Annotated in this window: 16 protein-coding genes; 8 read left to right on the top strand and 8 right to left on the bottom strand. The window is 68.5% G+C overall.

All coding sequences use genetic code 11. The features are described from left to right. Positions 1-81: 81 nt before the first annotated feature. The gene (locus tag GYB83_RS20670; RefSeq protein WP_161897171.1) at positions 82-1,248 is read left to right on the top strand and encodes a zinc-binding dehydrogenase; all 1,167 of its coding nucleotides are present in this window, start codon (positions 82-84) and stop codon (positions 1,246-1,248) included. 127 nt (positions 1,249-1,375) lie between these two features. Here GYB83_RS20670 and GYB83_RS20665 read toward each other — a convergent pair whose 3' ends face one another. Further along, the gene (locus tag GYB83_RS20665; RefSeq protein WP_228461673.1) at positions 1,376-2,119 is read right to left on the bottom strand and encodes a CPBP family intramembrane glutamic endopeptidase; all 744 of its coding nucleotides are present in this window, start codon (positions 2,117-2,119) and stop codon (positions 1,376-1,378) included. After that, the gene (locus GYB83_RS20660) at positions 2,116-2,514 is read right to left on the bottom strand and encodes a hypothetical protein (RefSeq protein ID WP_161897170.1); all 399 of its coding nucleotides are present in this window, start codon (positions 2,512-2,514) and stop codon (positions 2,116-2,118) included. Before GYB83_RS20660 ends, GYB83_RS20665 begins: the two co-directional genes overlap by 4 nt. A gap of 197 nt (positions 2,515-2,711) precedes the next feature. On the opposite strand from GYB83_RS20660, the gene nrdF reads away from it, so the two are divergent. Together nrdF and GYB83_RS20650 are read left to right on the top strand one after the other, a co-directional pair. Further along, positions 2,712-3,713, top strand: a complete 1,002-nt coding sequence (nrdF, locus tag GYB83_RS20655; protein WP_161897169.1) for a class 1b ribonucleoside-diphosphate reductase subunit beta — start codon at positions 2,712-2,714, stop codon at positions 3,711-3,713. Positions 3,714-3,805: 92 nt separating this feature from the next. Then, positions 3,806-4,747 (top strand): hypothetical protein, encoded by a 942-nt coding sequence (locus tag GYB83_RS20650; RefSeq protein ID WP_161897168.1) that lies wholly within the window; start codon positions 3,806-3,808, stop codon positions 4,745-4,747. A gap of 1 nt (position 4,748) precedes the next feature. Here the strand turns inward: GYB83_RS20650 and GYB83_RS20645 are convergent, their stop codons facing one another. The 4 genes from GYB83_RS20645 to GYB83_RS20630 all read right to left on the bottom strand — a co-directional run bounded on the left by GYB83_RS20645 (position 4,749) and on the right by GYB83_RS20630 (position 10,478). Beyond that, positions 4,749-5,804, bottom strand: coding sequence for a hypothetical protein (locus GYB83_RS20645; protein WP_161897167.1), 1,056 nt, complete (start codon positions 5,802-5,804; stop codon positions 4,749-4,751). Positions 5,805-5,874: 70 nt separating this feature from the next. Then, a complete protein-coding gene (locus GYB83_RS20640) occupies positions 5,875-6,627 on the bottom strand; it encodes an SWIM zinc finger family protein (RefSeq protein WP_161897166.1) in 753 nt (250 codons plus the stop codon). After that, positions 6,624-9,461: a DEAD/DEAH box helicase gene (locus GYB83_RS20635; protein WP_161897637.1), complete on the bottom strand. Its 2,838-nt coding sequence runs from the start codon at positions 9,459-9,461 to the stop codon at positions 6,624-6,626. The genes GYB83_RS20640 and GYB83_RS20635 overlap by 4 nt, the downstream gene beginning before the upstream one ends. Before the next feature lie 57 nt (positions 9,462-9,518). Further along, positions 9,519-10,478: an ABC transporter substrate-binding protein gene (locus tag GYB83_RS20630; RefSeq protein ID WP_228461671.1), complete on the bottom strand. Its 960-nt coding sequence runs from the start codon at positions 10,476-10,478 to the stop codon at positions 9,519-9,521. A 338-nt stretch (positions 10,479-10,816) separates the two neighbouring features. Between GYB83_RS20630 and ctaD the strand changes: the two genes are divergently transcribed. After that, positions 10,817-12,529, top strand: a complete 1,713-nt coding sequence (gene ctaD, locus GYB83_RS20625) for an aa3-type cytochrome oxidase subunit I (protein ID WP_161897165.1) — start codon at positions 10,817-10,819, stop codon at positions 12,527-12,529. Positions 12,530-12,593: 64 nt separating this feature from the next. Here ctaD and GYB83_RS20620 read toward each other — a convergent pair whose 3' ends face one another. Then, entirely contained in the window at positions 12,594-13,754 is a 1,161-nt protein-coding gene (locus GYB83_RS20620; protein WP_186349823.1) for a polysaccharide deacetylase family protein, read from the bottom strand. A 145-nt stretch (positions 13,755-13,899) separates the two neighbouring features. Here GYB83_RS20620 and serB point away from each other — a divergent pair, with 145 nt between their 5' ends. Next, positions 13,900-15,120, top strand: a complete 1,221-nt coding sequence (gene serB, locus GYB83_RS20615) for a phosphoserine phosphatase SerB (protein ID WP_161897634.1) — start codon at positions 13,900-13,902, stop codon at positions 15,118-15,120. 4 nt (positions 15,121-15,124) lie between these two features. After that, positions 15,125-15,856 carry a peptidyl-tRNA hydrolase gene (locus GYB83_RS20610; protein ID WP_161897164.1) on the top strand — a complete coding sequence of 244 codons (732 nt, stop codon included), beginning with the start codon at positions 15,125-15,127 and terminating at the stop codon, positions 15,854-15,856. 12 nt (positions 15,857-15,868) lie between these two features. Here the strand turns inward: GYB83_RS20610 and GYB83_RS20605 are convergent, their stop codons facing one another. Continuing rightward, positions 15,869-16,870 carry an LLM class flavin-dependent oxidoreductase gene (locus tag GYB83_RS20605; protein ID WP_186349821.1) on the bottom strand — a complete coding sequence of 334 codons (1,002 nt, stop codon included), beginning with the start codon at positions 16,868-16,870 and terminating at the stop codon, positions 15,869-15,871. 131 nt (positions 16,871-17,001) lie between these two features. Between GYB83_RS20605 and GYB83_RS20600 the strand changes: the two genes are divergently transcribed. Next, a complete protein-coding gene (locus tag GYB83_RS20600) occupies positions 17,002-17,778 on the top strand; it encodes an ABC transporter ATP-binding protein (RefSeq protein ID WP_371865349.1) in 777 nt (258 codons plus the stop codon). Between the two features lie 256 nt (positions 17,779-18,034). After that, entirely contained in the window at positions 18,035-18,760 is a 726-nt protein-coding gene (locus tag GYB83_RS20595) for a hypothetical protein (protein WP_161897162.1), read from the top strand. Positions 18,761-18,832 lie beyond the last annotated feature (72 nt).

Genomic DNA, 18,832 nt, shown 5'->3' with positions numbered 1-18,832 from the left:
ACTCAGACGATAGTTTAGAAGACAATATATAATGGTGACCGGTGTGCGGCACGCCGACGCGGACTGCCTGTCCTCGACGCCATGAGAGCTGTGGTGTGTGAGCAGGGCGAGCTGACAGTCGACGACGTCCCCGAGCCGACGCCGGGGAAGGGGCAGGTGCTCCTGTCTGTGACGCGGACCGGGATCTGCGGGTCGGACCTGCACGGCCGACATCACGCCGATCTGGTGGCCGACGTCGCCGAGCAGGCGGGCTATCCGCATCTGATGCGCATGGATCAGAAGATCGTCATGGGACACGAGTTCGTCGGCACCGTCGCCGAGTACGGTCCGGGCTGCCACAAGCGGTGGAAGCCGGGGACGCGCGTCGTTGCGCTGCCGATGATCGACAGCGACACCGGCCCGCACCTGCTGGGACTGTCGGAGAAGGCCCCCGGCGCGTACGCGGAGAAGGTGCTCGTCCAGGAGTCGATGACGATGCCCGTCCCCGACAGTCTGTCGGACGACGAGGCGGCGCTCACCGAGCCGATGGCCGTCGCATGGCACGCGGTCCGCCGCGCAGAGATCGGCCGTGGACAGGCCGCCGTCGTCATCGGCTGCGGACCGATCGGACTCGCCGTGATCGCCATGCTGAAGGCGTCGGGCGTCAAGAAGATCGTCGCGAGCGACCTGTCGCCGCGGCGCCGCGACCTCGCCCGACAGGTGGGAGCGCACGTCGTCGTCGATCCGCGCGAGACCGACCCGTTCGATGCCTACACGCCCGGTCGTAACGAGATTCGTTCGGTGAGCGACCTCGTCGGCGTCGCACTCGACACCATGGGCAAGCTCAGGATGGTCCCCGGCCCGGTGCCGTGGTGGCACGTGTTCCGGCTCGCAGAGAAGCTCGGCGAAGTCCCGGCCGGTCCGGTCGTCTTCGAATGCGTCGGCGTTCCCGGCATGATCGACCAGATCGTCACGACGGCGCCGCTGCGGTCACGCGTGGTCGTCGTCGGGGTGTGCATGGAGCCCGACACGTTCCGGCCGTCGATGGCCGGGACGAAGGAGATCGACCTCCGGTTCGTGTTCGGCTACGACCCGGGCGAGTTCCGCGACACCCTGCACATGATGGCCGACGGCAAGGTCGACGTGACACCGCTGATCACGGGCACCGTGGGCCTCGACGGCGTCGACGCCGCATTCACCGCGCTCGGCGACCCGGAGGTCCACGCCAAGATCCTCATCGACCCGTCGAGCGACGCCGTCGCGCCGTAGACTCAGAGCACGCTCCCAGGAGGTCGATCATGCCCGTCTTCAACGCATTGTCGAACGCGGTCGCCCAATTCATGATGGGCGGGAACTGGATGTACTGGCTCGGCGAGGCCGCACGGTTGATAGGCGGCTAAGCCAGCTGCCACGCCAGGGCTGCGGCGACGGCGCCCACGCCGTTCGCCGCCCAGTGCAACGCCAGGCAGGGGAGCAGGCTGCCGGTCTTCACCCGCAGCCAACCGAAGACGACGCCGGACCCGCCGGTGAAGGCGACCGCTCCGAGGACGCCGAGGACGGCGCCGGTCGAGCCGGTGCCGACGACGTCACCGACCCCCTCGTTGCCCGTCGTCAGGCCGAGCGACGACTCGATGTGCCACAGGCCGAACAGGGCCGCCTGCAGTGCGATCGCCACCCGCGGTGAATGTCTGCGCAGAAGTGCGCCGGTCACGACTCCGCGGAACAGGAGCTCCTCCGGAATCACCGTCAACGCCGGGATCAGCACGAACGCCGACCACAGCGCCCACGGCAGGTCCTGGAACGCCTCGTTGCGGAACAACTCGCGCAGCGGCGGGATCGCCAACGCCACGCCGATCACCACGATCACCGCGACGATGATGACACCGGCCCAGCGGGCGCCCCGAGCCCACGTGTCGCGGGACAGGCCGAGATCGGCGGCGCGCAGGCCGGATCCGACGGCGAGCCCGGTCGCGACTAACGCAGTCCCGGTCACGATCCAGCGCGACCACGTGTAGTAGGTGAAGTGCATCACCGACTCGGCCGCGAACATCACCGCGATCAGGCCGATCAGCGCGTAGTAGTACCGGACGCGACGTGCGACGAGCCGCCCCGCGAGCGACGACGGTGCATGGTCGGTCATCCGGGGACTCCGGCGTCGGCCATCTGGACTCCAGCGAACAGCCCGCCGACGGCGAACATCAGACCGATCAGCGGCCAGTAGAACGAGTACCGCTTCGTCGCGACGCAGACGATGGCGCCGACGATCGCGATGACGAACCCGGCGCCGACTCCCGCCCACACGGTGAACATTCCGCTTGCGACGAGATCCTCGTCGCACTCGCGGCCGCCGTAGCAACTGTCGGTCGCCATCGCGAAGAAGAAACTGAAGAACACCGAACCGCCGCTCACGACGATGAACACGAGCCACGACACGACACCGAGCACAGCGTCGACCACACCGTTGCGCAGCCGTCGGACGGGCTTCAACGCAGGTGGCGGCGTCACATAGACCGGAGGGAGCTGTGGCATCGTCATCCCTGGGTCGCCTCCGTCTGTTTGCCAGGTCCGCAGTGGGTCGCTGAGTGCGTCCAGACATGGTAAGCCGCGACACGCACGGGCGACACGCCGACTCGTGCAAGACACACGATCTTGTGCTCCGCGGCGCTGTCGGACCCAACAGGTAGGGTTGGGCTCGTTCTTGTTCACCACCCCTTCTCACGACGCGAGGTGTCATGTCTGAGTCCGCTCACAGTCCTGCCGACGGAGCTCCCGTGAAGTTGGTGAGCCGCGTCTCGGCCATCAACTGGAATCGTGTTGTCGACGACAAGGACGCGGAGGTCTGGGACCGTCTGACCGGCAACTTCTGGCTGCCGGAGAAGGTTCCGGTGTCGAACGACATCCCGTCCTGGGGCACGCTCACCGAATACGAGAAGACGCTCACGATGCGCGTGTTCACCGGACTCACGCTGCTCGACACCATTCAGGGCACGGTCGGCGCGATCTCGCTGATCCCTGACGCCGTCACGCCCCACGAAGAGGCCGTGATGACGAACATCGCCTTCATGGAGTCGGTCCACGCGAAGAGCTACAGTTCGATCTTCTCGACGCTCTGCTCGACGAAAGAGATCGACGAGGCCTTTCGCTGGTCGGAGGAGAACGAGCAACTCCAGCGCAAAGCGCAGATCATCATGGACTACTACCGTGGTGACGACCCGCTCAAGCGGAAGATCGCGTCGACCCTCCTGGAGTCGTTCCTGTTCTACTCGGGCTTCTACCTGCCGATGTACTGGAGCTCGCGCGCCAAGCTCACGAACACCGCCGACATGATCCGCCTGATCATCCGCGACGAGGCCGTTCACGGCTACTACATCGGCTACAAGTATCAGCGTGCCCTCGAGACGCAGACGCCCGAGCGTCGCGAAGAGCTCAAGGCGTACACGTTCGACCTGCTCTTCGAGCTGTACGACAACGAGACCGACTACACGGAGGCCCTCTACGACGAGGTCGGACTGTCCGAGGACGTCAAGAAGTTCCTTCGCTACAACGCCAACAAGGCCCTCATGAACCTGGGCTACGAGGCGATGTTCCCGAAGGACGAGACGGACGTGAACCCGGCCATCCTGTCGGCGCTGTCGCCGAACGCCGACGAGAACCACGACTTCTTCTCCGGTTCGGGCAGCTCGTACGTCATCGGCAAGGCGGTCAACACCGAAGACGACGACTGGGACTTCTGACCGCTCCGACGATCGGTACACGCATCGAGGTCCGCGGGCACATTGCCTGCGGACCTCGTTCATGGGACCGATCTCAGGTCTAAGCTGCGTCAGTGGCGCAAGAACAGTTCGAGAATCGACCGGCCGACGTGGTGGTGGCGGGAGCCGCACCGCCGACGGTGACCTGGCGATTCGTGTACGGCGGGATCGTACTGGCTCTGTGGATCGGGGCCGCCGTCTGCGCGGTGATGGGGCCGACCTGGGCGGCGGTCGCGGTAGCCGTGATCGCGGGCATCGGGACCGTCCTGTTCGCGGCCAACGTGTGGGCCGAACACCACATCGTCGGCAAGCCCGATGTCACGGCCGGACCGGACGGGCTGACCGCGGGATCGTGGACCATCCCGTGGGACGACGTCCGCTCGTGTGGTTTCGTCACGGGACCGTGGCGGTACAAACTGCTCAACCCGCAGATGTACGAGACCGAGCGGTCCGACGCCACGTCGTTGATCGTCACCCGACGGACGGCGGACGACAACGGCCGCCAGATCCAGGTCGGCTACACGCTCTACGAGCACCACACCGACAATCTCGACGAGTTCCTCGCCGCGGTCCGCCGCTACGCACCGTCGTCGGACGACCAGTTCGGCCGCTCGACAAGGGACTACGTCGTCGACCCCGCGGTGAACGGCAGGCTTGTGGCGCAGTGGGCCGCGGAAGGTCGACTGACGGTGACGAACCGACGAGGAAAGGAGAAGCTGCTCTTCGACGGCGCCGGGATCCGGGCGGGCCGCGACACGATCGCGTGGGGGTCCGTCGCGGCACTCGGCGCGGTCACCGACAGCCACACGACCAAGATGAACGGCGTCTCGACGGGCACCACGTATACCCACCGACTGGTGATCGTGTCGACCGAGGTCGACCGGAAGGGTCGGAACGTGACGCTGAGGCCGGAATACGCGTCCGACTACGTCCCGCCGCTCGAGCAGCTCGTGCCCGTCCTCCAGGGCATCCTGCCGTCGTTGTCGATCACCGATAAACGCCGGTCGCTCGGTTGATTCAGCGCATCTCGCGGATCAGGACCCTGCGGACGATGGGGTGATGCGCCGAGGTGACGGCCAGGACGGTCAGCAGGATCCACACGACCATGGACGACAGCAGGACCAGGAAGAACGCCGACCAGGCTCCGCCCGCGATCTCGTGGGCGGCCGCGTGGCGGGCCCACATGCGCCAGTAGATCATCAGGTTGACGGTGAGTCCGACACCGTACGAGATCCCGAACGAGAGCAGGAACGGAAGCCAGGTGCCGTCGGACAGTCGGTCGGTGAACGGCTCGCGGCGCAATGGGGAGACCACCGACAGCACGTTGGCGACACCCAGCCAGATGAACAGCATCGCGATCAGCTGATCGACGATGACGAGCGCGTTCGGGTGGTCCGTGCCGGTCGAGATGAGAACGACGACGGGCACCGCGGCGGCGACGATCATGACGGCTATCGCGATGTTCTTCACGATCAGCACCCGCCACAGCGGGACCTGGGCCGCGAGCGCCTGGCGGACCCGTTGCGCGTCGAAGCACAGCGCATTGGTGCAGACGACACTGCCGGCGACGGCCGAGAACAGGTAGATCGACAGCGACTTCGCGTCGTAGTTCGACCACCCGATCACCTCGTATGTGACGACGAACGAGAGCGCCATGGCGATGGTTATCGCGAGGCGGATCAGGATGGCGCGGGGGCGGTCGGCGAAGATGTGCGCGATCTCTTCGCGGACCATTCGGGGGAGCGTCGCCGTCGACCGGACCGCGTCGCGCATCGCGAGAAGCACGTCCGAGTGTCCACCGTCCTGGTACTTGGGCGTCGTCGGCAGCGCGTCGTTCTGTGCGAGGACGATCTCGGAGATCGAGTGCCGAGCCCTGGTGGCGGCCAGGGAGACGGGATCGGCGTCGAGGACGTCGTCGGCGGCGTCGAGATCCGCCCGCGCCTCGGCTACGGCGGCGGCCCACGGCTGCGACGAGTCTCCGCCGACCCACAGCGCGTGCGCGTAGGCGTCGTCGGAGCGGTCGAGGTGCACGCGGAGTCGGTGCAGCGCGGAGTCGTCAGCCACGCCGATCATGGTGTCATGAGCGGCCCACCCGATGGCCGAACGGGCCGCATAGGCACGGCATGTCGACTCCGGCGGCGCGTCAGCCGCGTCGGCGGAGTTCAGCGTAGAAGGTCGCGAGGTCGTCGACGGCCTCGGCCACCTGGGTGGCCGGCACACCGGACGCGCGCAGGGCCACGCGCAGCGCGGCGGCGTCGAGGTCGGCGAGGGCGTCGACGGGAGGGACCGCGGGCGGGGGAGGGTAGGTGATCCCGTCGCCGTAGAAGTCCGTCGGGATCACCTCGCCGTCGACTGCGGGTGCGGCGGCCCCGTCGTCCCGGTCCGCGCCGGCCACGGCCAGCAGTTCCGGAAGGTCGGTGCCCATCACCTGCAGCAGGGCGGTGGGACGTCGGTCGATCTCGGCCGACACCTCGAACGCCGTCGCCAGCACGTGGATGCAGCGCGGGGCGTCGTCGGGACAGGAACAGCTCGATTCGACGTCGGCCGACTCGGTCGGCGCGATCAACCCGCCGAGCGTGTTCGGCTGTTCGCCCCGAGCCAGGGCGAGCAGATCGTCCACCGATCCCTCGGCGCGCAGCAGCGCGATGACGGTGGCCGGGTCGACGGGCCTGGTCCGCAGGATCACGTCGAACGGGTCGAGCTGGCTGCCCCGCACGGACGATGTGATGCGTCCGTCGCCGATCGACAGGTCGTCGACGTGCCGATCGCGGAAATACCGGCGTGCGCCGGTGATGTGGCGGTGGTCCGCCCCGGCCTCGACGACGTCGACGAACGACCGTCCCCACCGGGTGATGCCGTAGCCGCGTACGGGTGCGCGCTTCGACCGCCCGCTCATTCGCCCACCGCCTCGTCGCGCAGGGCCAACAGGTCGAAGAGCGCGGCGTTGTCGAGATCGGTGAGCCAGCTCTCGCCGGTGCGGACCGTCAGCTGTGACAGTTCACGTTTGGCCGTGACCATCTCGTCGATCCGCTCCTCGAGGGTTCCGACGCACACGAACTTGCGGACCTGCACGTTCTTCGTCTGACCGATCCGGTAGGCGCGGTCGGTCGCCTGGTCCTCGACGGCGGGATTCCACCACCGGTCGGCGTGGATCACGTGATTCGCGCCGACGAGGTTGAGCCCGGTGCCACCGGCCTTCAACGTCGCGATGAGGACGGGCGGACCGTCGGCCGATCCGAACGCCGCCGCCATCGCGTCGCGGTCCCCGCGGGAGCGCCCGCCGTGCAGGACGGGGACGTCGACGCCGAGGATCGGCGTCAACCATTCGGCGAGGAGCTCGGCGTACGCCGCGAACTGGGTGAACACCAGCGCGCGGTCGCCCTCGGCGATCAGGGTGGTCAGGATGTCGATGAGCAGTTCCACCTTGCCCGACCGGTGCCTGCGCTTGCGCATCAACGGCGAGCCGTCGGCCAGGTAGTGCGTCGGATGATTGCAGACCTGCTTGAGCCTGGTCAACGCGGCGAGCACGCTGCGTCGCCGCACCTCACCACGATGATTGGGATCGCCCAGCGCCTCGTGCAGATCGTTCAGGACCGCTTGATACAGCCCGGCCTGCTCGCTCGTCAGGTTGGTGCGCACGGTCAGCTCGGTCTTCGCGGGCAGGTCGGGGGCGACGTCGGGGTCGGTCTTGGTGCGACGCAGGATGAACGGGCCGGTCAGCGAGTTGAGCCTGCGCAGCGCGCCCTTGTCGCGGTCCCGTTCGATGGGCTCGGCGAACCGTGCGCGGAACATGGACGCCGACCCCAGCATGCCCGGATTCACCAGGTCGACGACCGCCCGCAGATCTTCGAGACGATTCTCGACGGGCGTCCCGGTGAGGGCGATGCGGAGCCGAGCGGGCATGGCGCGCAACGCCTTCGCCGCCGCCGTGTGAACGTTCTTGACATGCTGGGCCTCGTCGACGACGAGCTCGCTCCACTGCACGTGGGCCATCGCCGCGCGGTCTCGGGACAGGGTCGCGAACGTCGTCAGCACGACGTCGACCTCACCGGGTGCGATCGCGTCCATCGACCGGCCCGCGCCGTGGTGGACGATCACCCGCAGGCTCGGTGCGAAGGTGGCGAGCTCGCGGTTCCAGTTGCCGATCACCGACATGGGGCAGACGACGAGCGCGGGGGGACGGGCGCGGTCCGCTGTGCGCATCGCGGTGAGAAGGGCGATCACCTGCACGGTCTTGCCCAGGCCCATGTCGTCGGCGAGGACGGCTCCCGCGCCGATCCGGCCGAGCGACATCAACCAGTCGAGCCCGCGCTGCTGATAGGGCCGCAGGGTGGCGTGCAGTGTGTCGGGTGGGACGACCGGGTCCGGGACGATCACGCCGTCGCGGGCGATGTCGTCGAGCCAGCCGAGTCCGTCGACGCGGGACACCGGCACGGGTAGACGGTCCTGCGGGTCCGTGACCAGGCTCAACAGGTCGGCCATGGTCGACGACTCGGTCCCGACGGCCTTCTGCGCGGCGAGGAATGCGGCGGCCCGCGTCAGCGCGGCGCCCTCGGCCCTGCACCACCGTCCGCGGATCCGCACCAGATCGCCGTGTTGGTGGGCGAGTTCGTCCAGGTCGGACTGGGTGAGCGCGGGGGAGTCTGGCGTGTCGCCGAGCGCGAGCTGCCATTCGAAGTCGGAGATCTCGTCGAGGCCCACGAATCCGGGCCTGCTGCCGCCGTCGGGCACTGTCGCCGCCCGCAACGCCAGGCTCGGGGCGACGTCGGCGATGGTGCGCGGCAGGAGCACGGTGACACCGGCGTCGGCGATCGCGGCCGCACCCGACGTCAGGAGTTCTTCGACCGCGCCGGTGGGCAGGAGGAAGTCGAGGGTGTGGGGATCGGTGTCGGCGCGCGCGAGTTCGCCGAAAGCGCGGACGGCGGACGCGAGGTCGGCGGTGACCGCCTCCAGGTCGTGAGGGTCGAGCCGGTGGGGGATCACCGGAGTGATGTCGCCGGTCGCGTTGTGGCGGCACACTTCGAGCCGCCACCGTGCGTCGACCGGCGGCGTGGGCGACTCCGGATCGTCCGGCGGTTCGTGCAGCCGAAGGATGACGGTCGCCGCCTCGGGTCCGGCCGTCGACAGCCAGTCGCCCCACGCGCCGCGTGCCCCCGCGGCCGCCGGCACGGGCGCCGCCGCGGCCAGGCCCGCGATCAGGTCGACGTGCGAGGCGACGCGGTCGGCGAGTCGGCGGCGCACCTCGTGGTCGAGGAATTCGGTGGCGAAGTCGGTGATCGCCGTCGCTCCGCCGTTGTCGGCGATCGACGGCGGAGCGCTGCCGTGGATCACGGTCAGCCACGCCTTCCATGCGCCGGTTGGCAGCGGCAGCCAGCGAGCCTCGGGCAGGCCTGCCACCTCGATCACACCGGGCGCGACCGCCCCGGCGTCGACGAACGCGCGCACTCCGGCGAGCACGTGCCGGTAGAAGGAGGTGTCGCCGCCGGTCGGGAGGTGGTCGAAACGGTCGAGGAGTGCGGCCGCGGTCGGCACGCCGAGCGCGGTGGTCGCGACGAACGTCCGGGCGCCGTCAGGCGTGCGGAGCTCGACGCTCTGACGCAGTCGCCTGCCGCCGAGCAGATCGGTCAACGACGGCGGCAGATCGTCGAGCGTGGTCCCGGGCTGGGCAGGCTCCGCGTCCGGTCCCGCCCACGGCCAGACGGCCAGGCCGAGGCCGGGCCGCCAGAGCATTCGGATCGGCGGGGCGTTCACGCTCACCGTTGTACCCGCGGCCGGCGACAATCCGGGTCACTCGCCGGCGGAGCTGCTGTTCAGGCACACCTTGATGTCGTTGAGCACCAGCCACGCCGAGGCCAGACCCGGCTGGGTGTACCAGACGGAGTCGTCGACGGCCTCCACCCGCTTCCACGTCGGAGCGCCCATGTTGAGCCATTCGTCGGTGGACATCACGTCGTGGCCGCGGGAGAAGCCGCCGTCGCCCTCGTGACTGACGAGGATGAGGTCGGCGTCGGCGTCGGTGAAGTTCGCCGAGGTCTGCGCGACGGCGTCCGGGACTCGCTGCGCCGCGGGCCTGCCGACACCGACGATCGACATGATCTGCGCGCCGAACGACGACGTTCCCTCGATCATCGTGTCGTCGGGTGTGAACCGGACCAGCGAGACCTGGGTGTGCGGCGCGTCCATGACCCGACCGACCCGCGTCGCCTCGGCGACGAACTCCGCGAGGCGGTCCCGGCCCGCGGTCGACCGATTGGTCGCGGTCGCGACGGCCTGGAACGTCTTCTGCCAGTCGGGGCTCGTCTCGACTCGCGTCACCCGCGCCGAACCGAGGGCGCCGGTCGCCGTGAGGGCGTCGGCGCGGGCCGACGTCGCGGACGTCGTCAACACCAGGTCGGGTCTGGCCTGCGTGACCTGGTCTGCGGTCGGGGCGTCGCCGATCGCAGGCACCGACGCCAGTTGCGGTCCGAGATAGGCGGGGACCGATCCCTGCGGCGCCGCGACGGCGCGGACGCTGGGGCCGAGGCCGAGTGCGCACAGGGCGTCGAGGAGGGCCGGATCGGTGACGACGATCCGCGTCACGTCCTGGCGTCCCGCGTCGACAGGGGTCGGGGCCAGGCAGGTGCGGCCGTAGTCACGACCCGCGTTGACGATGTTCGCCTCCGCGAACTTCGTCGTCGTGGTCGAGATGATCGAGCCGTCCGGGGTACGGAGCACGTCGTCGTCGGCGGTGCAGGCGGACAGGCCCACCGTGAGTGTGACGACGCATGCGACGGCGAACGCCGATCGGCCACGGTGTGTTCGGCCACGGGGCGCAATACCACCGGGAGGTCGTCGGAAGTCTGTTCGCACGGGCCTACGCTAGCACCGTGAGCGCGGCGAACCCGCCGCGCGACCAGGCCTGGCGCACACGATGACTCGCGTATTACGACAGTTCGTAGGACCCGGTCGGAATCCGGCCCGACTCTGGTCTACGATCAGATGTGCAGCGCGCTGTCTTCGGTCGGCGCCACAGCAGTTAGGACGGACGAAGGTCCAGTGCCGCCGACCGGGAGACCGGCGTCGATGGTGCTCACGAGGAGGAATCTGTGACCGCGGTAGATCAGCCGACGACCCAGGTGGAGGCTCAGCGCCCCTACCCGGAGCGTTACCAGCCCAAGGGCTCTTTCTTCTACAAGCTCATCACCACCACCGATCACAAGCTGATCGGTCAGATGTACATCGTCACCTGTTTCGCCTTCTTCCTCGTCGGCGGACTGATGGCGCTTCTGATGCGTGCCGAGCTTGCTCATCCGGGACTCCAGTTCCTGTCGAATGAGCAGTTCAACCAGCTCTTCACGATGCACGGCACCGTGATGCTGCTGATGTACGCGACGCCGATCGTCATCGGCTTCGCCAACTTCGTCCTCCCGCTTCAGATCGGTTCGCCCGACGTGGCGTTCCCGCGTCTGAACTCGCTGGGCTACTGGCTGTTCCTGTTCGGCAACCTGATCGCCCTCGGCGGCTTCCTGACCCCGGGCGGCGCGGCCGACTTCGGTTGGACGGCGTACACGCCGCTCACCGACATGGTCCACTCGCCGGGCGTCGGAGCCGACTTCTGGATCATGGGCCTCGGCGTCGCCGGTCTGGGCACCATCCTCGGCGCGGTCAACATGATCACCACCGTGGTGTGCCTCCGCGCCCCGGGCATGACCATGTTCCGCATGCCGATCTTCACCTGGAACATCCTCGTGACCAGCGTCCTGATCCTGCTGATCTTCCCGCTGCTGACCGCGGCCCTCATGGGCCTCGAAGTCGACCGCCAGTTCGGCGCACACCTGTACGACCCCGCCAACGGCGGCGTCATCCTGTGGCAGCACCTGTTCTGGTTCTTCGGCCACCCCGAGGTGTACGTCATCGCCCTGCCGTTCTTCGGCATCGTGTCCGAGGTGTTCCCGGTGTTCTCGCGTAAGCCGCTGTTCGGCTACTCGGGCCTGGTCTACGCGACCCTCGCCATCGCGGCCCTGTCGGTCGCGGTGTGGGCGCACCACATGTACGTCACCGGTTCGGTCCTGCTGCCGTTCTTCTCGTTCATGACGTTCCTCATCGCGGTCCCGACCGGTGTGAAGTTCTTCAACTGGATCGGAACGATGTGGAAGGGCCGCATAACGTTCGAGACGCCGATGCTGTTCTCGATCGGCTTCATCGTGACCTTCCTCTTCGGTGGCCTCACCGGCGTCCTGCTGGCCGCACCGCCGATCGACTTCCACGTCTCCGACTCGTACTTCGTGGTCGCGCACTTCCACTACGTCCTCTTCGGCACCATCGTGTTCGCCACCTACGCGGGCATCTACTTCTGGTTCCCGAAGATGACGGGGCGTCTGCTCGACGAGACGCTCGGCAAGTGGCACTTCTGGCTGACGTTCATCGGCTTCCACCTCACGTTCCTGGTGCAGCACTGGCTGGGCAACGAGGGCATGCCGCGTCGCTACGCGGACTACCTGCCGTCCGACGGATTCACCGAGCTGAACATGGTGTCCACCGCGGGCGCCCTGGTCCTGGGCCTGTCGACGCTGCCGTTCCTGTGGAACGTCTTCAAGAGCTACCGCTACGGCGAGGTCGTGACCGTCGACGATCCGTGGGGCTTCGGCAACTCGCTCGAATGGGCCACCAGCTGCCCGCCGCCGCGTCACAACTTCACCGAGCTGCCCCGCATCCGCTCGGAGCGCCCGGCCTTCGAACTGCACTACCCGCACATGGTGGAGCGCATGCGCGCCGAAGCCCATGTCGGCTGGGGCAGCGACAAGCACGCCGAGCACTGACGCACTGATCCGACAGCGAGGCCCGTCCGAGAACATCTCGGGCGGGCCTTTCTGCCGTGGTGCCCTAGTGGCGTGCGTCGACGGCGACGGCCGGCATCTCCTGGAGGCGCTCGAGGACCGCGGGATCCTGCGCCTGCATCCACGCGATGACGTCGCTGTACGTCGCGCAGATCGTCTCGGGCCGACCGCAGACGTCGGTCATGAAGTCGCGGGTGGCCGGGTTGAACGCGTCGCCGCTCCATGAATTGAAGTGATTGGCGATCACGATCGGCGCGCGGTTCCCGGCGAACGCGCGGTCGTACATGGACCGGTACGTCTCGCGGACGATCCGGCGGATGCGGGGAGCGTCGGACGGGCGGTTCCGCGCACCGTTGATCGTATACCAGAAGTTGTAGTCCAGCGCGGTCTGCCTGCGGCGCAGCGGCGGCGAGTAGACGTATGGGATGGGGAACTCCCAGATCCCGCCGATCTTCTTCGGCCAGGAGATGCCGGGTCCGTCGCCCGCCATCGACGAATCCCACGTCATCGAGTGCTTTCGCAGTGCGGGGAAGACGGTCGCGGGACTGCCCTCCAAACACTGGGTCCGACCGCCGCGGACGGCGTCGCTCCCGAAGGCGAGGTCCGGGCCGTCGGTGATGCCGGTGTTGGCCCGCCAGTTCGCCATCAGTGAGAAGAACTGGTCGAGTTCGTGGTTCCAGTCCGCCGACGTCCACGCCTGCCCGGGGTACGACGTCCCCTGGCAGAAGTGGCCGACGTAGTGGGTGCCGAGCTCGTGGCCGGCGTACCAGGCGCGGTTGAGGTAGGCGATCTCCGACTTGACCTCGGCCTTGCTGCCGCCGAAGCCGATCGCGGCCTGCCCCGGCTCGTGACCGGGCGCCTGATAGTGGTTCCGCGCGGCGTCGGTGAGGAAGTACAGGCCCGTCATCAGCGCCGAGAACCGGGCTCCGCTGCGGTCCGCCGCGTCGAGGAAGCTGTCGAAGTGTGCGTTGGCGCCGACCCCGTCGAAGGAGAACAGCACGAACTGCGGGGGCTTCTCGCCGACGGCGAGGCGGCGGATCGGCACATTCGACGGTGCGCGCAGGGGAGTGTCGGGAGCGGCCGATCGGGGTCGAGTCGTGCTCGCGACCCTCGTCGACGGCGTCGACGAGCAACCGGAGACCGACATGAACGCGGTCGTGACGGCGGCGATGACGGTCACCGCGCGGACGGTCAGGCTCGGCGTCACTCGACCTCGCTTCGATTGCGACCGTGAATCACTCGACTGTAAGGCCCCGTGCGTCCGGCTTCAATCGGTCGGACGGTCGACGCGTCGCGGGCGGGCCGATGCGGCGCCTCGGGACCCGAGGCCTCATAATTCTGGGGTGGACACTGTGCAGACCAAGCGGACCATTCTCCTCACCGTCAGCGGACCGGATCGTCCCGGCGTCACATCGTCGTTGATGGGCGCCCTCGCCAGCGTCGGAGTGGACCTGCTCGACGTCGAGCAGGTCGTCATCCACAATCACCTGACGCTCGGAGTGCTGGTCTCGACGACCGGCTCGGCCGCGGCCGTGCTCGACGCCGTCGACCTGCCGATGCACTCGCGTGGCATGTCGGTCGAGATCGCGGTGGACGCGACGAGCAACGGTCACCGCCCGTCGACGCACGCGATCGTCATCCTGGGTCAGCCGGTGTCGGCGGAGTCGTTCCAGGCGGTCGCGGCCGAGGTCGCGGGCTGCGGCGGCAACATCGACTCGATCCGCGGCATCGCCGACTACCCGCTCACCGGACTCGAACTGATGGTGACCGTCGTCGACGACGAACCGTCCGACACCGCGCTGCGCGCCGGACTGGTGACCGTCGCGTCACGTTTCCCGATCGACATCGCAGTGGAACGGGGCGGCCTCGCGCGCCGCGCCAAACGCGTCATCGTCTTCGACGTCGACTCGACGCTCATCCAGGGCGAGGTGATCGAGATGCTGGCGGCCGAGGCGGGCCGCGAGGCCGAGGTGGCGGCCGTCACCGAGGCCGCGATGCGCGGTGAGCTCGACTTCGCCGAATCGCTTCACGAGCGGGTCAAGGCGCTCGAAGGACTCGACGCCGAGGTCATCGACCGGGTCGCGTCGGCACTGGAGTTGACGCCGGGCGCGCGGACGACGATCCGCACGCTGCATCGCCTCGGCTACCACTGCGGTGTCGTGTCCGGCGGATTCCGCCAGGTGATCGAACCGCTCGCCAGGGATCTCGAACTCGACTTCGTGCGCGCGAACACGCTGGAGATCGTCGACGGGACGTTGACCGGTCGCGTGATCGACGAGGTCGTCGACCGTCCGGGCAAGGCGCGTGCGTTGCGCGCGTTCGCCGATCAGGTCGGCGTGCCGATGGAGCAGACGATCGCCGTCGGCGACGGAGCCAACGACATCGACATGCTCGCCGCGGCCGGTCTCGGCATCGCGTTCAACGCCAAGCCCGCACTGCGCGAGGTGGCCGACACGACACTCGACCACCCGTTCCTGGACGCCGTCCTCTTCATGCTCGGCGTGACGCGCGACGAGATCGAGGCCGCCGACATCGAGGACGGCACCCTGCGTCGCGTGCCCCTGGAGTCGTAGGCCGGTGTTCTCCGACGCCTACGACCGCCTCGTCGGCTACGCCGGTGGCGGCGATGATCCGGCCGACCCCGCAGACGTCCTCGCGATGGCGATGGTGCTGCGGATCGAGAAGTCCGATCCGCCGAACCGCCACGGCCTGCTGGTCGCGGCGGCGCGCGCCAGCGCCCTCGTCTGCCTCGACGAGCGCGCCGAGACCGGCGGACCGTGGGCGGACCGCCTCGACGCCTGGTGCGGCGCGCGGATCCGGAAGATCGCCCGACGCGCCCGCGGCAAGCAGTGGGACGACGTCCAGGCGTTGTGGGGTGTGACGGCCGAGCACGACGGCTGCCAGGCGCGGGCGTTCGTCCCCGGCCGTGTCGCCGACGTGGACAAGCGGATTAAGAAGCTGCAGATCGGCGGCGCCGACGTCCACGGCGACCTCGCGTCCGACGAGCCGACCGGTGACGCCGACGGCCTGTGCCTGTGGCTCAACCCCGGCCTGGACATGACCGTGGGCAAGGCGGCCGCACAGGTCGGTCACGCGTCGATGCTCGGCGTCGCGCTGTTCCCACCGGCCCAGGCCCGGACCTGGTACGACGCCGGCTGCCCGATCGACGTCCGACTCGCGACGCCCGACCGTTGGGCCGCCCTGCTCTCGGCCGCCGAGCGGGGCGCGGCCGCGGCCGTGCGCGACGCGGGCTTCACCGAGGTCGCGCCCGGATCGACGACGGTCATCGCCGAACGCGCACGAGTCTAGGCTCGCCCCCGCTCAGGGCTGCGGAGCAAGGTGACGGACGGTGCCGAACCAGACGTCGCGGTCGGAGGCCAGAGGGGCGAGGATCAGTTCGTCTGCGCGCGCGTGAGCGGCGAACGACGCCAACTGATCGCGGACCTGGTCCGGGGTGCCGACGGCGGCGTAGCGGAGCATTTCGTCGACCTGGGCGCCTTGCGTGCCGTCGAGGAGCATCTCCGCTTCGGCGTTCGTGAGGTTGCGGCCGCGGTTGAACAGCAGTCGGATGCGGTGGACCTTCGCCTTGTGGAGTTCGGCCGCGGCGCGGTCGGGGTCGTCGTCGGCGATGACGGTGGTCGCGGCCATCACGTACGGTTCGGACTGTCCGCCGTCGGGCAGGTCGGACGGGCGGAAGTCGCGCAGGTAGATGTCGACGGCCCGCTCCAACGCCTGCGGGGCGAAATGCGACGCGAAGGCGAAGGGGAGTCCGACGGCGGCGGCGAGCTGCGCGCCGAACAGGGACGATCCGAGGATGTACAGCGGGACGTTCGTACCGCTGCCCGGTGTGGCGCGGACACCGTCCACACCCACGCCGGAGAAGTAGCGCAGGAGTTCGACGACGTCGCCGGGGAAGTGCTCGGACGCGGCGGGGCTGCGGCGCAACGCGTGGAAGACGGCCTGGTCGCCGCCGGGGGCGCGGCCGAGCCCGAGGTCGATGCGGCCGGGATGCAGTTCGGCGAGCGTGCCGTACTGCTCGGCGATCGCGAGCGGCGAATGGTTGGGCAGCATGACTCCGCCCGCGCCGAGTCGGATCCGCGAGGTGTGGGCGGCCATGTGAGCCACCAGGACGGCGGGTGCGGCCGACGCGATCGCCGACATGTTGTGGTGCTCGGCGTACCACAAGCGCGTGTATCCGTGCTGGTCCGCGTAGCGGGCGAGTTCGAGGGAGTGCGCGAGCGACTCGGCGACGTTCTCGCCGGGACCGACCTGTGCGAGGTCGAGGAGGGACAGGGGGATGCTGGTGCGCGGCGTGTCGGTCACACCGGAGTGCAGCGAGTCGGACGGTGAAAATATTCCCCCGCGGCGTGACGGCGGCAGTCATCATGCACGATGGTGTGGTGACCGAACTCAGCGCTGATCCCGACCTGCTCATCGAGTTCCACGACGTCTCGATGGTCCGTGGAGGAAAGACCCTCATCGGTCCCGTCGACTGGCGGGTGGAGTTGGACGAACGATGGGTGATCATCGGCCCGAACGGGGCAGGGAAGACGTCGCTCATGCGGATGGCCGCGGCCCTGGACCATCCGACCCGCGGTGACGCCTTCGTCGTCGGCGAGAAGCTCGGCCGCACCGACGTCCGCGAGTTGACGACGCGGATCGGCCTGGTCAGCTCGGCGTTCGCCGGGCGCGTCCCCGCCGACGAGAAGGTGTCCGACCTGGTGATCTCGGCGGGCTACGCGGTCCTCGGACGGTGGCGGGAGGACTACGACGCGATGGACCGCGCGCAGGCCTCCGACATCCTGGAGTCGATGGGGGCCGAACACCTCGCCGACCGTACGTTCGGCACGTTGAGCGAGGGCGAACGCAAGCGGGTCCTGATCGCCCGTGGCCTGATGACCGATCCGGAACTCCTCCTCCTCGACGAGCCCGCCGCGGGCCTCGACCTGGGCGGACGAGAGGAACTCGTCGACCGGCTCGGCGCGCTGGCGTCGGATCCGGATGCGCCGGCGATGGTCTTGATCACCCATCACGTCGAGGAGATCCCGCCGGGCTTCACCAACGTGATGATGCTGTCGGAGGGCGGTGTCGTCGCGCAGGGTGCGATCGAGGACACGCTCACCGCGGAGAACTTGTCGCGGACCTTCCGGCAGAACATCGTCCTCACGTACGACGACGGCCGCTACTTCGCCCGTCGGGCACGCCGCGCCGGGGGTCACCGCCGGGCCTGACAGGCGCTCGGAGAACCACCACGTATACGAACAGACACCGCCCAGTCGGGCGGTGTCTGTTCGTATACGTGGTGGTTTTCGACGTTCCGTCGAGGAGAATCCTGCCGCGTCATGCGCACGAGGGAGCCGCAGACCTGCGGGTTCGACGGTGTGGACAACATGACGACAAGACTTGGACAACATGCGCACTCCTTTTCGGTGGCGTGACTCACATCATTGGTCCCCAAGAGATGTGACCCACCAGAAGGAGTTGTCGATGACCGCAACGAGCGCCCTGCACGCACCGCAGCTGATCGCGAACAGCGAGATGCTGTACCTGGTCTGGATCCCCGAGGACGAGGACGCCGTCGCGGCGCTCGTGCCCGAGGGGCTGTCCCCGCGCTCGGACAGGGCCGTCTACATGAACCAGTACCTGGTCCCGAATGCGAACCAGACCTCGAACGGTGCGGAGGACGTCGACGGTTTCGGCGCGTACTCGCTCACCTACCTCGGTGTCGACCTCGACGGGCTCGACACCGAAGCCGGCGTCCCCGCCCGCTGGTGGACCCACTACTTCAACAGCTCGGAGCCGATGGTCCGCTACGCCGCCGAACGCGGGGTACCGGCCACCGTCGGCGGCCACACCGAGATCGAGGTGACCGCCGACAACAAGGTGATCGCCACGACCAGCATCGACGGAAAGCCGATCATCCGGACCACGGCCCGCGTCGACGACTCTCCGCTCACACGGGGGACCGGCCAGCTCCGCTACATCACGCGTGACCCGAAGACCTCGGAGTTCGTCAGTGGCCGCTACCCGTTCGTCATGGACAGCCGCGGCGGATTCGTCGTCGAGTCCCTCGAATTCCTCGATCCCGAGCACGACGTCTACGCCCTCCGCCCGGCGAGCCCGCTCGAGGTGACCTTCGGCTTCTACTCGCCGGACATCACGTTCTGCTACCCGGGCGGCGAGGGCCCGCTCGGCTCGTTCCACGGCAGCTGACCCGTCCCCAACGACATCGATCGGAGCCGGCGGTCCGCCGCGCTCTCAGCCCCGAAATGAAAGGCAAGTTCC

Source organism: Gordonia spumicola (assembly GCF_009932475.1).
Lineage (GTDB): Bacteria > Actinomycetota > Actinomycetes > Mycobacteriales > Mycobacteriaceae > Gordonia > Gordonia spumicola.
The sequence above is the reverse complement of the archived record's forward strand: the minus strand, read 5'-3'. Positions and strand labels throughout refer to the sequence as shown.

Coding starts and splice junctions, on each gene's coding strand:
- GYB83_RS20595 (WP_161897162.1), top strand. CDS start 18,035: ATGACCGCAACGAGCGCCCTGCACGCACCGCAGCTGATCGCGAACAGC.
- GYB83_RS20665 (WP_228461673.1), bottom strand. CDS start 2,119: ATGACCGACCATGCACCGTCGTCGCTCGCGGGGCGGCTCGTCGCACGT.
- GYB83_RS20670 (WP_161897171.1), top strand. CDS start 82: ATGAGAGCTGTGGTGTGTGAGCAGGGCGAGCTGACAGTCGACGACGTC.
- GYB83_RS20640 (WP_161897166.1), bottom strand. CDS start 6,627: ATGAGCGGGCGGTCGAAGCGCGCACCCGTACGCGGCTACGGCATCACC.
- GYB83_RS20600 (WP_371865349.1), top strand. CDS start 17,002: ATGGTCCGTGGAGGAAAGACCCTCATCGGTCCCGTCGACTGGCGGGTG.
- GYB83_RS20635 (WP_161897637.1), bottom strand. CDS start 9,461: ATGCTCTGGCGGCCCGGCCTCGGCCTGGCCGTCTGGCCGTGGGCGGGA.
- nrdF (WP_161897169.1), top strand. CDS start 2,712: ATGTCTGAGTCCGCTCACAGTCCTGCCGACGGAGCTCCCGTGAAGTTG.
- GYB83_RS20660 (WP_161897170.1), bottom strand. CDS start 2,514: ATGACGATGCCACAGCTCCCTCCGGTCTATGTGACGCCGCCACCTGCG.
- GYB83_RS20645 (WP_161897167.1), bottom strand. CDS start 5,804: ATGATCGGCGTGGCTGACGACTCCGCGCTGCACCGACTCCGCGTGCAC.